At 41.4% G+C, this 15,000-nt stretch carries 21 protein-coding genes; 18 read left to right on the top strand and 3 right to left on the bottom strand.

Annotated elements, in window-relative coordinates; genetic code table 11:
* The first annotated feature begins 2 nt into the window (after positions 1-2).
* The 14 genes from EC604_RS01420 to EC604_RS01360 all read left to right on the top strand — a co-directional run bounded on the left by EC604_RS01420 (position 3) and on the right by EC604_RS01360 (position 10,308).
* On the top strand, positions 3-413 hold the full coding sequence (locus tag EC604_RS01420; protein ID WP_123062421.1) for a phage tail fiber protein: 411 nt from the start codon (positions 3-5) through the stop codon (positions 411-413).
* A gap of 8 nt (positions 414-421) precedes the next feature.
* Positions 422-2,617 (top strand): hypothetical protein, encoded by a 2,196-nt coding sequence (locus EC604_RS30085; RefSeq protein WP_192895040.1) that lies wholly within the window; start codon positions 422-424, stop codon positions 2,615-2,617.
* Positions 2,618-2,629: 12 nt separating this feature from the next.
* On the top strand, positions 2,630-3,130 hold the full coding sequence (locus EC604_RS01410) for a hypothetical protein (protein ID WP_123062420.1): 501 nt from the start codon (positions 2,630-2,632) through the stop codon (positions 3,128-3,130).
* A gap of 55 nt (positions 3,131-3,185) precedes the next feature.
* Positions 3,186-3,317 carry a hypothetical protein gene (locus tag EC604_RS30770; protein WP_275670003.1) on the top strand — a complete coding sequence of 44 codons (132 nt, stop codon included), beginning with the start codon at positions 3,186-3,188 and terminating at the stop codon, positions 3,315-3,317.
* Positions 3,318-3,395: 78 nt separating this feature from the next.
* Entirely contained in the window at positions 3,396-3,947 is a 552-nt protein-coding gene (locus tag EC604_RS01405; protein ID WP_123062419.1) for a phage distal tail protein, read from the top strand.
* A 12-nt stretch (positions 3,948-3,959) separates the two neighbouring features.
* A complete protein-coding gene (locus EC604_RS01400) occupies positions 3,960-6,185 on the top strand; it encodes a phage tail protein (RefSeq protein WP_123062418.1) in 2,226 nt (741 codons plus the stop codon).
* 84 nt (positions 6,186-6,269) lie between these two features.
* Positions 6,270-6,833: a copper amine oxidase gene (locus EC604_RS01395; protein WP_123062417.1), complete on the top strand. Its 564-nt coding sequence runs from the start codon at positions 6,270-6,272 to the stop codon at positions 6,831-6,833.
* A 166-nt stretch (positions 6,834-6,999) separates the two neighbouring features.
* Complete coding sequence (locus EC604_RS01390; RefSeq protein ID WP_240036639.1) at positions 7,000-7,194, top strand: hypothetical protein; 195 nt, start codon at positions 7,000-7,002, stop codon at positions 7,192-7,194.
* Positions 7,195-7,235: 41 nt separating this feature from the next.
* Positions 7,236-7,538 carry a hemolysin XhlA family protein gene (locus EC604_RS01385; RefSeq protein WP_240036598.1) on the top strand — a complete coding sequence of 101 codons (303 nt, stop codon included), beginning with the start codon at positions 7,236-7,238 and terminating at the stop codon, positions 7,536-7,538.
* Positions 7,539-7,540: 2 nt separating this feature from the next.
* Positions 7,541-7,810 carry a phage holin family protein gene (locus EC604_RS01380; protein ID WP_123062415.1) on the top strand — a complete coding sequence of 90 codons (270 nt, stop codon included), beginning with the start codon at positions 7,541-7,543 and terminating at the stop codon, positions 7,808-7,810.
* The gene (locus tag EC604_RS01375) at positions 7,807-8,700 is read left to right on the top strand and encodes a peptidoglycan recognition protein family protein (protein ID WP_123062414.1); all 894 of its coding nucleotides are present in this window, start codon (positions 7,807-7,809) and stop codon (positions 8,698-8,700) included. Before EC604_RS01380 ends, EC604_RS01375 begins: the two co-directional genes overlap by 4 nt.
* 361 nt (positions 8,701-9,061) lie before the next feature.
* Complete coding sequence (locus tag EC604_RS01370; RefSeq protein WP_123062413.1) at positions 9,062-9,373, top strand: hypothetical protein; 312 nt, start codon at positions 9,062-9,064, stop codon at positions 9,371-9,373.
* The gene (locus EC604_RS01365; RefSeq protein ID WP_123062412.1) at positions 9,351-9,899 is read left to right on the top strand and encodes a type II toxin-antitoxin system PemK/MazF family toxin; all 549 of its coding nucleotides are present in this window, start codon (positions 9,351-9,353) and stop codon (positions 9,897-9,899) included. Before EC604_RS01370 ends, EC604_RS01365 begins: the two co-directional genes overlap by 23 nt.
* On the top strand, positions 9,883-10,308 hold the full coding sequence (locus EC604_RS01360; protein ID WP_123062411.1) for a hypothetical protein: 426 nt from the start codon (positions 9,883-9,885) through the stop codon (positions 10,306-10,308). The genes EC604_RS01365 and EC604_RS01360 overlap by 17 nt, the downstream gene beginning before the upstream one ends.
* Positions 10,309-10,432: 124 nt before the next feature.
* Here the strand turns inward: EC604_RS01360 and EC604_RS01355 are convergent, their stop codons facing one another.
* Positions 10,433-10,984, bottom strand: coding sequence for a hypothetical protein (locus EC604_RS01355; RefSeq protein WP_123062410.1), 552 nt, complete (start codon positions 10,982-10,984; stop codon positions 10,433-10,435).
* A gap of 155 nt (positions 10,985-11,139) precedes the next feature.
* On the opposite strand from EC604_RS01355, the gene EC604_RS01350 reads away from it, so the two are divergent.
* Both EC604_RS01350 and EC604_RS01345 read left to right on the top strand, forming a co-directional pair.
* Positions 11,140-11,427, top strand: coding sequence for a hypothetical protein (locus EC604_RS01350; protein ID WP_123062409.1), 288 nt, complete (start codon positions 11,140-11,142; stop codon positions 11,425-11,427).
* 51 nt (positions 11,428-11,478) lie between these two features.
* On the top strand, positions 11,479-12,006 hold the full coding sequence (locus EC604_RS01345) for a hypothetical protein (protein WP_123062408.1): 528 nt from the start codon (positions 11,479-11,481) through the stop codon (positions 12,004-12,006).
* Positions 12,007-12,070: 64 nt separating this feature from the next.
* On the opposite strand, the gene EC604_RS01340 is transcribed toward EC604_RS01345, so the two are convergent.
* Entirely contained in the window at positions 12,071-12,745 is a 675-nt protein-coding gene (locus tag EC604_RS01340) for an SOS response-associated peptidase (RefSeq protein WP_123062407.1), read from the bottom strand.
* Positions 12,746-13,200: 455 nt separating this feature from the next.
* On the opposite strand from EC604_RS01340, the gene EC604_RS01335 reads away from it, so the two are divergent.
* Entirely contained in the window at positions 13,201-13,428 is a 228-nt protein-coding gene (locus EC604_RS01335) for a helix-turn-helix domain-containing protein (protein WP_123062406.1), read from the top strand.
* Between the two features lie 58 nt (positions 13,429-13,486).
* Here EC604_RS01335 and EC604_RS01330 read toward each other — a convergent pair whose 3' ends face one another.
* On the bottom strand, positions 13,487-14,344 hold the full coding sequence (locus EC604_RS01330; RefSeq protein WP_123062405.1) for an ATP-dependent DNA ligase: 858 nt from the start codon (positions 14,342-14,344) through the stop codon (positions 13,487-13,489).
* A gap of 237 nt (positions 14,345-14,581) precedes the next feature.
* Between EC604_RS01330 and EC604_RS01325 the strand changes: the two genes are divergently transcribed.
* The gene (locus EC604_RS01325) at positions 14,582-14,866 is read left to right on the top strand and encodes a helix-turn-helix domain-containing protein (protein WP_192895039.1); all 285 of its coding nucleotides are present in this window, start codon (positions 14,582-14,584) and stop codon (positions 14,864-14,866) included.
* Positions 14,867-15,000: the final 134 nt, after the last annotated feature.

Raw genomic sequence — 15,000 nt, 5'->3', positions numbered from 1 at the left:
CATTGGCTGAAATTTTATTGTCGAAATCAAACCATTGGAAAAAAGCAAGTATTAACGCAGCCTTACGAGGAATCAGTTTCACCGCTCCTCCTAAAGTATATATTGCACTCTACACATCCAATCCTACGGATGCCGATACAGGGCAGGAAGTAACAGGAGGAGGGTACGCAAGACGTGAAATTGTATTCGGAGAACCTTTGATTGCTGAACGCAGGGCAGGGACACAAAATACGGCCGATGTAGTCTTCCCTACCGCTACAGCGGATTGGGGATTAATCACACACATAGGTATAAGAGATGCGGTTACTGGCGGTAATCTGTGGTACCACGGAGCGATTAAAACGCCAAGGCCAGCATTAACCAATGATTTAATCAGGTATTTGGCTGGGCAGTTGAAAATTGATGAGGCATAGGTGATTATATGAAGAAAATGTATCCGGCAGTGGTTAACTCTCCGAAAACAGAGTTGCCAGAATCGATTACATCAACACAGACAGATATTACTGTATCTAATGCATCCGTATTACTTGCGGGGGAGGGCATTGCCACAATCGGCAATGGCGATACGGCAGAGACAATTACTTATACATCGGTGGATGGGAATGTCCTGAAAGGATGTATTCGAGGTTATCAGGGTGTTGCCCGATCCTGGACAGCAGGAACGAGAGTTGCCAGAAACTTTGCAGCGGCGGATTGGGATACTGCCCGAGATAACATAACAGAGCTGGCTGAAAGATTGGACACTCCTGAACGTGCATCCATAACACTGCAACCCGGTGTACGTGTAGTTGATGCCAATCAAGATGCAGCGTTTAAGCTTGCTGGCTTGCAGGGCCGAACAGTGCTTAACTATCAAAGCCAGATCGGTATCTATGGGGTACTTAATCCGTATGTGATTAGGTATGGGCAAAATCTATTGCCACCATTTTATGAAGCTGTCACGGCGGGGAATGGGCAGTCAATAATTAGTCCGTATAGTGCAACTATTAATGCATCTGGAAATAATATAGGCTGGACATATAAAATCCCATGTGTAGCCAATACAGATTACACAATTTCATTAACTCACAATGGGATGATTGCTCTACAAGACATGGACAGTAGCGGCGCAATTATCCAAAACTCTGGATATCAGGCTGCCTCAGAGTTACACATAAAAACTGCTGCCAATGCAGCGTATCTGAGCATAGTCATTGGCAACGGATCAAAAGGCGCAGGGGTGTATAGCTTCTCAAATCCAATGCTCAATATCAGCAACACTGCTTTACCATTTAAGCCACGCCAAGACTCCATGCTCGCATTCCAAACGGAGTTACACGCCAATCCAGACACTGGAGCAAACCCGGATACGGTGTTTGAGCGAGATGGGCAGTATTTTAAACTGGCGAAGTGGAAACGGGTCGTCATGAGTGAATCACTTACCTATGGACTTCTTAACAACTATATAGGATTTAAACGTGTGACTATTCCGACAGGTCAACTTCCCCTACCCAGTTTGATAGTTCCTCAAATTTCATGGGGAACTAAGTATGACGGAGCACTATTGAAGACACTTGATACATCCGTTTATCCTGATTCACATGACTTCTCAAGTTCTATAGGTTGGTTAATTTCTGTATCCAATACAGACAGTGGATGGGGAGACTCATACACACCAACAGCAGACGAGATTAAGGCGTATTTTATGGGATGGAAGATGTACCAAGAAGGGAATAGAGCAACGCCATATACGAGCGGAACCAAACAGTGGTTTAAAATTCAGCGTCCAGCAGATTCCAGCGTAGCATCAATTCCAACGGACACGTACTCGGAGTGGACGCCATACCAACTCCTATACCAGCTTGCTACGCCAGTTGTCGAACCCATCACGTCTGAGGGGCAATTGACGTTTGTTGACGGGGATAATCAGGTTGAGGTAGGGACGGGGATTGTATTACGCGAAGGCGTCAAACCTGCTTTACTCACCCCTGACAACAATTATTATATTAATAGTCAGGCAGCCGCGACTAAACTAGCGTACAAAGTAAGTAAATTCCTCTATGTGTACGCAAATAGCCGACAAGTATATGATTGGTTAATCTCTACCAATGCTGATAGTTGGGGGGCACAGCGTCTATACAAAGACTCTAAAAACTTCAACTCGATCCCATCCTATAGTGTCACATACCTGATGTTGGACAAGTATCCAACGGTAGATGTGACGGGAACATATGCCGAGAATGAAAAGGCTCTGCTTCTGGATACTGTCAAAACGTTGCAAGACAACACAACACGGATATCTGTGCTGGAATCGAAAAAGGCCGAGAAGGATTCTCCTGCATGGATTACGCCGACACTTTTAAATGGGGCATCACAATATGTGGACTATCAAAAAGTTGGATATTTGAAAGATAGTTTTGGTTTTGTGCATTTAAAAGGTTTGATTGCAACCGCTCCAGTTAATTCCCGTATCTTCATACTTCCCGTAAAATACCGTCCAGCATTTCAACTTATATTTAGGGTAGCAGGGGCAGGGGAAACCTATGAAATCAGAATTACTTCTGATGGTGGTGTCTTTACTACGAACACTGGAAATTATATAAGTTTGGACGGGATCACGTTTCAAGCTGAACATTAAAGGAGGTATCACATGAAAGCCGTACCTAAAGTAAATATAGACGGACTCTACCTTGAGGACGAATTAGTGGACGATGCCTTTAGTGGTGTCGTCCCTTTTTATGCCGAGCCTGAGCCTGTGGTCTTTGATCCCGATCAGGCGGAGCAACCGGAAGCCCCGGAGGAAGAGGTTGAGCCGGAGATTACCGGGTATCTGGTCGGCGTGCCGGTTCCTGCTGGCCTGTTCAGGCCACGCTTTGACTTGGTTGTTTGGGAAACATACCAGGACGCTGTAAAAGAGGGGACGCAGGAAACTTTTCCTGACCTTTGGATTGAAGGGATGAGTCAGGAAGAGATTGACGAGTTGACCAATCCACATCCAGAAGAACCGTCTGAACTCGACCTATTAAAACAGCGGCTGGCAGAATCGGAAGCTGAGAATAAACGTCTTGCGGAAGAGAGCAACGCCAATCAACTGGCCCTGATGGAGTTGCACATGCTTGTGCTCAGTGTGGTATCGCCAGATGAGGGTTAAGCTTGCAAGGTTGTTGATTCATTGGGCTGTAGCACTCATGAGGGGAGGTGAGACAATGTTAGCTGTATACGTAATGATGATTCACAAAGGACTGATCAAGCTGGAGCAAGTGCCAGCAGGAAGCCGGGACAAAGTGGCTGCTGCGTTGGAAGCGGCAGAGATGGACCAAAACGGAAATATCTTATAGCAGGCGTTCCGACATCGGAGCGCTATTTTTATGCCCTCTGGACTCTTCAGGGGGCTTTTCTTTTTAAGGAGGGATACTGTGTTTGGTGGAGATTTTAATGAAATCGAGTTCAACACAGGTGGCGGGATAAACATTATTGATTTATCGGCTCATCTATCTGGCGGAGCACAGATGTATACGAAACGAGATGGCGACGAATATGAGTTGGAATTTTCAATGGAAATGTCTTTGTCCTCTGAAATGTCTGGAGAGGCGCGAGTAGAGGCGGATTTTGTACGTGAATATGTTCTCGAAGCTTTGCCAATGTCCGGGGAGGCTCGGCTTCAAGCAGACTTTATACGTGAGTTGCGTTTCAGTTCTCAAATGTCCGGCGAAGCGAGACTATACGCTGAAGCTACTCGCTACCATGTGGACTATATAGAATTCGAAGACATGTTTAACCCTGGTGATCAGATTATCATTGACACTGATAAATTCAAAATCACTCGTAACGGACAGAATGTTTCGCATTTATATGACGGTGATTTCTTTTATTTGAATCTCGGAGAAAACAACTTGACCTGGACTGATATTGAAACAGGCAGGACGGTCCTTATGAGAGTCACACATAGAGACAAATTCCTGTATTAATTGAGGTGAGATATGCCTAATCCAACAATGAAAGTGTTTGATAAAAATCTACGGCGTGTGGGTACACTGATAGACAGTACAGACATCCAACGCCGGAGAAGAATTAACAGTGACTACGAGTTAACATTCATGGTCCCAATGACCTCGGATGATTACCGAGAAAAAATTGCAATCAAAGGCCACGTTCAAGATGAGCGTGGCCAATTTTATGTTATCCAGTCCCGGAGCCGATCCCGTGAAGGTCGGAAACTTACGGCATCTATTTATTGCAATCATGTGATGTTCAAACTGAATGAATTCAAGTTTCCTTATAACTCATACATTGATGAAGCTTATGGGGTGCATATAAACGAGCTGACACAATTAATTACAACGGCTACAGGCGGGAGATTCACATTCGCAATCCACGATACATTTGAGTTGCATGATGTGAAAGACTTTGGACGTGGAACTTGTCTGGAAGCATTGAACAAGATTGTTGATATGTATGAGTGCGAGGTCGAGCCTGATAACTTCGTAATCAACCTTAGAAAACGGATCGGTTCAGATCACGGTCTACAGTACCGGCTCAAAAAGAATATCGTCTCCAGTTCTTTCAAAGATAAAGGCGAATCGCTCGTTACCCGGATGTATGCTCAGATGAAAGATGGTCGTACATTTATCGGAATGGATGCTTCGCTGCTCACCGATCTTGAGCGCAGCTTACTCTCGAATGTACCAGGAGCCATTGTAAACGGAAAATTGGCGGTTAATTATCTCATATCTCCATTTGCGGAATATTGGGCCAGTGATTCAGTGCCTTTCTACGATGGGGAAATCATTGAGCAGGACATTGAAGAAGCAGAGGATTTACTGAAGGCTACACGGAAGGCTTTGCTTGAACAAGAAGTAGTATCACTGGAGGCAACCATATCCACGGCAGACCTGTTTAAGATCGACAACACGGAACCCAGACCCCATTTAGGTGACGATGTAATGTGTATCGACCCCGATATGGGCATGAACCGGATGAAAGCTCGTATTACTGAATTGACTGAATATCCGTACAACCTGGATAAGCATGCAGAACCAACAATCTCCAATCTTAACTTGAGAGACTATGATGATATTATTAGTGACCTGGAACGAAATAAGAATATCACTAGTAACATATTTTCAAACGGCAAAATCCGGACGGATGTCTTTGAATCATTTGCGAAGCAGGCTGTTATTGATATTAACAACAGTAAAACAGAACTGATCTATCCACCAGAAGGCGGGATATTGGCTCAGGAGAAGACGAATCCCTTGGAACAAGTCAGGTTGACATCAAATGGGATCGGGATTTCTACAGATGGCTGGCAGTCAATACGCGCCGCAATTACAGCGCGGGGTGTGGTAGCTGAACAAGTCATAGGTCAACTCGGTAATTTTGTATCCATGTTGATCGGTAACGGCGAGGATATCGTCCAGATTAATACAAACGGGATAGCTGCAGGCGCTTCCTCGTTCAATAGTGCTCCTTTCAGACTAAATATGAAAGGCGACTTGATAGCCAACAGTTTAACAGCAAACTATGCTAACATCGAATACTCCAACTTCAAAAACGGGGCCATAGTGGGTTCCTCCATAAACGTAGGTAACGGAATGTTTACGGTCACCTCAGGAGGTATTATGTCAGCTGTAGGAGCAAACTTCTCAGGCTCTATTACGGCTTCTACTGTTACAGGTACTAATATTAATGGCGGAACGATTACGGGTTCCTTAATACGTACCGCAGTCACTGGAAGACGTGTGGAAATTGACTCAGTTGGATTTAGGACATTCGATTCTGACAACAGAAACCGGATAAGAATTAATACAGCTTCAGACAGCGACATAGCTGCCATTTCTTTTTTTGGATCAGGTGGGTCTTTTGCTGGCGAAATAAATTCCTATCAAAACTCAGGACAACTAACTATATTCAGTAACGATTTGTGGCTCGGATCAAACAATACAGCTAATCCTATTCGCTTACAGGGGGCTGTCAATTTTGGAGGAGCTGCAACCTTTAACTATGGTGCTACCGGATTAACTATTTCGAGCGTGACCGGTTTGCAAAACGAAATAAATTCAATTTGGACTTCCCTTGGAGGTAAGGCGTCTACAAGTCATACTCATACTCAATATGCAGTAAATATGACCTATGATCCATCCACTAAAAATCTCAAACTATTCAATCAAAATGGAACAGCGATTGCAACTGTCAACCTCTCATAGATAACAAAATGATTGTAACCTTCACAATACATCCTCCGTAATGTATCATATTAGGTAAATCGAACCAATTACGGAGGTCGAATCATGAAGAAGTTTACGCATAAGGTTGCATATATTGCTGGCGGTATCGTCATAGGTATTGTTTTCTCGACATCTGCGGGAGCGTTTGCTGATCAGGTAAAATCACTGGTTGGAAAGAAGGTTACAGGTGAATATACCATCGTTGTAGATGGAAAGAAATTATCGGACAAGGGAGCCATCATTGATAGCAAGGCGAATGTACCTGCACGCGCCTTGTCAGAAGCGTTAGGCGCTAATGTTAAAGTGGAGGGGAGAACAATTAATATTACATCCGATATAGAGTCTGCGGCTGTCGGGAGCGAAACATCGTCTAATGAGAACAACCAATACATTGGTCAATCAAAAACAGAGCTTGAAGAGACAAGACAGATTATTGCTGGAAAAGTGTTAACTTCAACAAAAGCAGGAAGAGAAGAAGTTATGAAAGGTCTTGAGGAAGTTCGGAAGAGTGGAAATGTAGAAGCAATATCCAAATGGGAAAAGTCTCTTTCTGAATATGATGCTGAGATAGCGAAATACGAAGCAGAACTAAAACTAATTGATGAAGCATTGCTTACTGCTAAATAGAACAAGCCACATAGGGGTCCGTCGATGACGGACTCTTTTTTTGTTTTTGACTGTAAATCCGTAGCCAATACGCATCAAAGATAAATGATAATAAATACATGAAGCCCTATTCCTTAATTGGAAAGGGCTTATTTTCGTATAGAGAGGAGGAAACGTCTTGGCACGGATGGCACACATACTTGAAATTAAGCTGGACATCAATAAACCGGTTGAAGAGCTGGTTGAGGTAATAACTGCTGTTCTTAGTTCACATCCACTTAAGGAAAAAGAGATTCTGGTTGCTTTGGATTTAGAAGTCGGAAATGCGCTTGCGGCAATCGAGATTAAGGAACAAAAAGATAAATCAGTACCAGTAGAATAGGGCAGGAAATATTTCCTTAACAGAGAGACGGGGGATTTCAATTGACAGACACAACTACAAGTGAGGTGAACGGTGTTGTGGAAGAGACTACTAAAGTTCTTATGGGTATCCAAGTCCAATTGGCCCGGATGGAAAAGACGCTTGAAGGAGTACCGGCAATGGCGGCTACATTGGAGGCTACACGGGATCTGGCGCGCGAAGCTATGCAATCCACCAAATCGGCTCATCATAGGTTGGATAAGATTGAGAATGCGCAGACATGGTTGTGGAGAACTATTGCTACAACATTGATCGGAATTGCTATTGGAGCGATTGTTCTTATTTTGAAAACAGGAGGCGCGTAAATATGGATTGGAGCACTGTTTTTTCACTGATTGACCCCAAATTGTTTATTGTATTGGCTGCATGCTGGGTGCTAGGAATTGCGATTAAACGTATTCCAAGGATTCCAGATTGGACTATTATTTTTGTTATTACGATATTCGCTATTCTAATGACATGTTGGTTGCTCGGATGGTCTCCAGAATCGCTTATTCAGGGCATCTTGGTAGGTGCATTTTCCGTTTACGGGAATGAAGCACTTAAACAGGCCAAGAAAGGAACTACTCAGTCATGATCACCAAGGGTAACTTCTTATTGCTTGAACTTTCCGAATTTCGAGAATGGCTGCAAAGGAAGAATGTTACACGAAGAATTAAGGGGTTACAAGTGCATCATACTGGATCACCTAACTACAAAACACGCAAGATAGTCAATGGTGTTGCCCAACAAGATCATTTTGTGTGCTTAGAGGGTATGCGTGATTACCACATTAACACAAACAAATGGAAAGCAACCGGACAACACCTAACAATCTTTGAGGATGGTAAGGTGGGAGTCTCCTTAGATCGTGATCTAAATATGATTCCGGCATGCATCTACAATAATAACGCTGGTTACGTAGGGATTGAGATTATTGGTTGTTTTGATAAGGGCGTTGATGTGATGACGACTACACAGAGAAATGCTGTTATCCACGTCTACGCCGCTTTGTGCGAGAAGTTTTATGTTCCCGTCAATACAGATAAAATCGTTTATCACGCATGGTTTACGGCTTCAGGGACAAGATTGTCTGACTACACACCAGGTAAATCAAGTAAATCTTGTCCTGGCACAGCTTATTGGGGTGACGGAAATACCGTTACAGCTGCGAATGGAAGCTTTTTACCACTAGTTAAAGAAGAATTGGCGAGGTTGAGAAGCGAAAATACCAAGCCGACTAGAAAGGATGACGAACCAATGACAGCAGAAGAAAAAAAGCAAATGGATGAATTGAAGGCGACTGTTGAGTCTCAGGCCAAGTGGATCGCGGCTCAGAAGGCCAAGGATAACATGGAATGTCCTAAATGGGCAGAATCAGCTTATGAATATTATCGGCCATATATAACTGATAAGACAGGTAGTTATGATTTTTGGCGACTGTTGGTTGTTAATTACAGGAGAATGAGAGTAACTAAAATTAAATAATACGCTTTAATGAAGGTGATTTCCATTCGAATATCAGCCGATTCACATCTATAAAATCGACGAACTAACATTAGAAATAAAATATAATTATAAGTAGGAGTCTTCTGAAAAAAGATGCACCTATTTTAGGTGTATCTTTTTTTGTTTTGGGAAATACACTTTTAGAAGGGGGTGAATAAGATAAATAAAGAAAATACACTGCTATAAAATGAATTTTTTTATATTCGGAGGTTTTTTGAAATTGCTAAATTGATTTTTAAGAAAACACACTAGGAAGTGACTAAGAATAATAGCATGTTAATAATATTTATATACATCTTGATAAGAAAAATTTGACTTTTGAGAGGAAGGAGGGCAAAATGTGGGTAAGGAGGAGTTTAATATGGCTAATGTTATCACATATGACAAGCTGATGTTTGCAAAACTCTTTGCAGCAGGATTACTACTAAATTCAGCTAAAACAAAAATTGATGTCTACATGAAAAAACAAGAGGATATTATTTCACAAGTAATAGAAGATGAAAACTCATTTGAAATGCTCTATGCATACTATGTGGAACAAAGCGAAGAGCTGCTCAAATTCGCAGAAGGGTCTCAATACACTTCTGAGGAAGCAGAAAAAGAGTTTTACGCTTCGTTGGGAGAGCATGATGACAACAACAAGGACACCTAAGCGCGGAGATATTTATATAGCAGACCTTGAACCTGTGCGTGGAAGTGAGGAAGGAAAAACGCGGCGGGTTCTTATTGTGTCTAACGATATTGGTAACAGTGTAGGTCCTACCGTCATTGCACTGCCTATAACTGGTGAGGTAACAGAAAAAAGGAAGCGCATGCCAATGTTTGTCCATTTGATTCCTGATAAATTTAACGGGCAAACAAAAGAAGCTTTGATAGATTGCGGACAAATCAGGGTACTTAGTAAAAAGCAAAGATTATTGGAGTACAAAGGTTATGTGGATGAAGTAATAATTTCGAAAGTAGATGCTGCACTTGAAACTTGTTTAGCACTAAAAAGATGTCACTCATGTGACCACGTATTGATGCCAAATAAAAAGCATTGTGTAAATAAAGACTGTGGGATTGCTTTAGTTCAAGTTTGTAGTAATTATAACTGCTCGCATGAGATCGATGTAAGAGATAACTTTTGTCCTAAGTGTGGAACTCAGAGGGGGATTGTTAATGGAAACGTCCATTGAAAAATTATTTAGTCATATATCCAAGACATTGCCCGCTATCTCTGATTCTGTGAATGAAATTTCTAATTACATTCAAAACAATCCAAAGGTTGATGTAAAACTCATAAATAGTATCTATAAATTGACTAGTGGTTTGAAGTTAAGAGAGCTAGAAACACCAGACAAAGATGCATCGAAGGACATTATATCCTTATATCGAGATTATTATGATGGTATTACAGAGATTATGGATGGAGTAATGAAATTAATTTCTATATTACAATATCAAAATGATTTGGAACTTCCAGAGGGTGCAGAACGTTTTGAAGGAACTGATGATGAAGCTAGGATCCAAATTGAATCAGCAGTGAATGACTTATACGATGGATCGAAAAAAATTGTATCAGTAATTGACCGAGCGTCTACGTAGGTATGTGTTCTTTAAACACCTCTATTAAGGGGTTATTTACTTATTGGAACTTTACATACGCTAACTTTAGTCTTTAGATTTAGTAAGTCTCCACCAATTATTACTAGAGTGGAGACTTATTTATTTATTGTGGAAATTCACCATAAATTACGTATTTATCTTTCTTACTATTCCACTTATAGTAGGCCACAGCGGTATCCCATCCTCCTTCAGGGAAATAGTTTTTCCGCGCTTGTCTTATCTCACCTGATTTAGATATTTTAATGCTCACATCACCAATAATAGAAAGTTTCTTTTGAAGAGTTCCATCTTGGTACTTAAACACAAACAGTTGAGTATTTGAAGGTGGATAGTCTAACGTTATCGCTACATGTTTCTCCTTTGAAGAAATATTAAGTATATGAAATGTAGGATCTTCTTCGTTGTAGTAATTTGTATCTATAAGTACGATAACTCCTTTGGAGTTAATGAGATAGAAATTGCCTGATTCAGTGATTAGCAAGTGTTCCTTCTTGTTGTCTCCGTTTAAATCTACCGACTTGCTAACTGTTACACGTTCTCTAGGGTATTTTTTCTCTAATAATGCCTTAGGGTTTACTGAAGCTGCATTCAATGTAGGTGCAACTAAACACAATAAAATTGATAAAGTACATAACAAAGAAGTAACTTTACGCAATGCAATTCCTCCTGATATAGTAATAATTAACAACATCAATAGTCTATCAGACCTAGGTATATCTTTCTACATTATTTTACTGTTGCAGGAAAAGGTTACGAGTGTAGAAACGTAGAATGATTCATGATTGTAATTTGAAGAAAGGAGAATCTTTAATGAAGTATTATCCGATGAATGATCTTGTAAAGGAACAAAGCAAAAATCATCAGTTCTCATATACTGTCATAATCAATCTGAAAACTAGTAAATATGACGTAGAAGAGTACATAAACAAAACTGTCAGAGTTAATTCTGATACTAAGTTACAAGAAGATGACCTTGTGCAAAAAGCAACCAATGTAATTTATGGTTTGATCGAGACTCATCCAGATTTTGCACTTTGTGAACAAACTCAAATCATTGGAATTACTTTTTGCAATGCTTATGATCGAAGCATGTCCTAGAACCGCAGTTTACTATGGATAATATCACTAATTATGAAAAGGAAGAATAACATGAATTTAATAATAGTCTTAGCTGCGTATCTGATTTTAATTTCTCTCCCTATAATTGCAGTTATATTAGCTTTTCGCTTAAGAAAGAAAAAAATACAATTCGAACGTGAACAAAGGCAAAGAATGTTAGAATTTGAAATTAAACTGAAGCAAGATTACCCTGAAACATCACCCGAACTCTTGCCAGAAACAAGAAAAGTTTTGAAGAAGGCAGAGTTATATCAGCAAATGATTGCCCCTTTTGATGAACGAATTGCTAAAATAATCGAAAAAGTTGAATACGGTTCACAAAAGGGTAGAATTTATTTACATGGGGATGTATCTCGTTGGGACAAGTCGGGGTATTTCGAGAGTGATCGGGGGACTAAACACTTTTTTAAGTTCAGAAAAGGGGCACCTAAAGGGGATGCAATTATTCAAGAACTAGAACCATTGCTTATTGATATTTTGGAACTCATGGATGAACGTGAAGGGAAGTTAATGGAATTTGCATTAGAGAGTCGTAAAATCAATACAAGCAGTTACTAGCACACAAGGCGGAACATTACCATTAAAAGAAACGAGCAGTGAGACTATCTCTCCTGCTCGTTTTTTATCTTACTCCTTTAATTAAATCCTCATTGTTATTCCGCACGTTCCCCACTTCTTTCGGTACTTCATATGCTCTCATCTCAGACGCTCGATACGGCTTCAACAGACTGAGTAACGATTGAACATCTTCATTATTTCTCCCAATCCATTCTGCCTCATCATCGGGATTCAGGATCACCGGCATACGGTTGTGAATATCTTCCATCAGGCTGTTAGGCTCAGTTGTGATGATTGTACATGTACTCAATTTGTTTCCTTCTGGGTCTGTCCAGGTATCATACAGGCCAGCAAGCGAGAATAAACGCTCATCCTTCATCAAAATGCGCATAGGGCGCTTTCCCGAATCTTCTTTCTTCCACTCATAAAATCCGTTAGTCGGTATGATGCAACGTTTTGAACTGATCAGGCGTTTGAAGGCTGGTTTCTCAGCAAGTGTCTCCATCCGAGCATTAATCATCTTGTTCCCGATCTTGTCATCCTTTGCCCAGGAAGGGACGAGACCCCATCTAAGAGAACCCAACTTATTTTTACCGTCCTTGCCAGCAATAATTGTCGGGATATATTGCATAGGTGCTGCGTTGTAATTTGGTCTGTATTCGAACCCTTCTGCTATCGAGGCCATGTACCTGTCCATGATCGCGTCCAAAGGATCAGTGATTGTAAATCTTCCACACATACGGAACACCTCCAGTATTGTCATGCACAATGCAGCGTCCTTTTTTGTTTCCATAAACCTAATCATGATCAATATACCTATTGACTTAGGTAAATAGGTATGGTATATTATTATCAGGAGGTGAGAACATGAAGAGAAAAAAGAGAAAGAAAAAGGAACTCCCGGTAGACAAGCTGGTTACGCTTCTCACGGCCATTGTCAGCTTGCTTACCGCAGTAGTCAACCTCATCATAGTCCTTCGCCGATAGGCGGGACTTGAGGCAAGCACGGTCGGTTAATCCCAAAGGCCGACCGTGTGAGTTCCTTATCTTTCTCTCCCTTATTATAGCATAGCGCGAAGGGAGCATGTATAATCATGAGTATGTCAAAAATAACTAAAGTGACTTTGATCATTAGCTTGCTTTCATTGGGTCTAAGTGTCGCTACAATGGTAATATTGATTACGAGGTGATTTGATGGAACGGGATGAACTGATCCGCATCATACAAGAGAACGTATTAACAGCAAGCGAAGCGGTGGAGATGCTTGGTGGATCAAAGCAGAACCTTTCTTCATTGGTGAGGCGTAAGAAACTGCTTCCTATAAAAGAGTCCGGGTCAGTTCGTCTCTTTCTCAAATCGGATGTTGAGGCAAGGAATCGAGAGGCGGAGCAGTTGCGTGAAAAGTACAGACCATACGAATGAATACAGAGCGGAAATATAAAATCCCATCGGCATATGCCGGTGGGATTTTACTTTTAAATCACACGATAAATTGATCAAACACTGGTATGCGTAGCAAGCCTGATTTGGTCCAGTTCCGCATCTTCACCCTTGCTTGAATCCGGGGCTCCAGGTATACGTGGTTCTTGTCTTCGCCAGTAACGAGCTGTTGACATACACCATAAAAAGCTTTCTTGTGCTTTGGGCCGGGGCCATGCTCAATTATCCCAGCTGGTCGCAACTTGCCGGACGGGTTTGGGACAGCAACCAGCCATCCGAATTCAGATTTGCGATACCCAGTGATATAAACATCAGTATAAGACCAGTTAATGACCTTTTGCCAGTCCTTGGAGCGTCTACTGACGTACTGGCTGTCCTTACGCTTGCCAACTACACCTTCCATGCCCATGGCTTCAATTTGAGTGTATAATTCCTCGCCAGCTCCTTCAATGTGTGGAACTACTCCAAAGCTTGAAGAGGGAAGAGGTAGGTTGTGAAGGATTGCTTTGCGCTCCATAAGAGGAAGCTTACGCAGGTCGGTGCCCTGGTATTGAAGGATATCAAATATGGCGAACGTGGCAGGCAGCGTCTTGGTTAGCTGCTGAACCTTTGAATGCTGACGTGTACTGAATCGGCTCATAACACCCTCAAAGTCATTTATCCCCGTTTCTGGATCGGTGCAAGCCACCTCTCCGTCCAAGACAATGTCAACGTCAAAAGGTAACTGCAGTTCGGGGTACTGACGGGTACAGTCATTGTTGTGACGTGTATATAATCGGACATTGCCCGACTTTTGCGAATATATCAACCGATGCCCATCAACTTTCGGTTCGAAGATGTAATCCGAATGCGAGAATGGGCCTGGTGCTGTTTCTAATAACATTGGACTAATAAACATAAATAACACCTCAAGCTAATTATACCGCCTTGATATAAAGTATGGAGACGGTAAGTTATGGAGGTGAGGCAAAGCAAATAGTATTGAAAAGAGGAATAAACTTAAATTAAACGGGAATGATGATATTACTCTCTCTCCTATGAGTGCTACTATTAATGTGCCTAGTCAAATTGACTGGGTATTTTTGTTGTTGATTAGAGAACGTATGTTCGTGTATAATAAAACAGAGGTGATTTTGTGCTAACGGACTTTCAACGCAAGGTACTCCGTATCTTATATAACTATAAAGGTGGACGAAGACGGTTCCCTACAATCCATGAGTTAACAGTGAAAACAGGTAAAAGTAAAACGGATGTATCTGCTGCTCTGGACGTTCTTGTTAAGCAACAATACATTCATTGGGAAGACAGGTCAAATACGTCTAATATCGTCATTTTGGAAGGCTGGGAACGTGAAGAAGATAGGCCTAAAGTGAAGGCTACTACTTCTCCAGCTAACATTGATTATTGGACTCAATATTGATGATAATTTGATGTTAGGTGCAGGCAGTGATCAAGCATCATGTTAACAACTTATTTTGGTAAAAGTATGCATTTGTATGATTTTGGCTATGGAATTGCCACATCCTCCTTTATAATATCTTTAAAAGTTATTTA

The sequence above is a fragment of the Paenibacillus amylolyticus genome, from assembly GCF_003719335.1.
GTDB classification, from domain to species: Bacteria; Bacillota; Bacilli; order Paenibacillales; family Paenibacillaceae; genus Paenibacillus; species Paenibacillus amylolyticus_D.
Note: the sequence above shows the minus strand (reverse complement) of the source record. Positions and strands in the feature narration are given on the sequence as shown.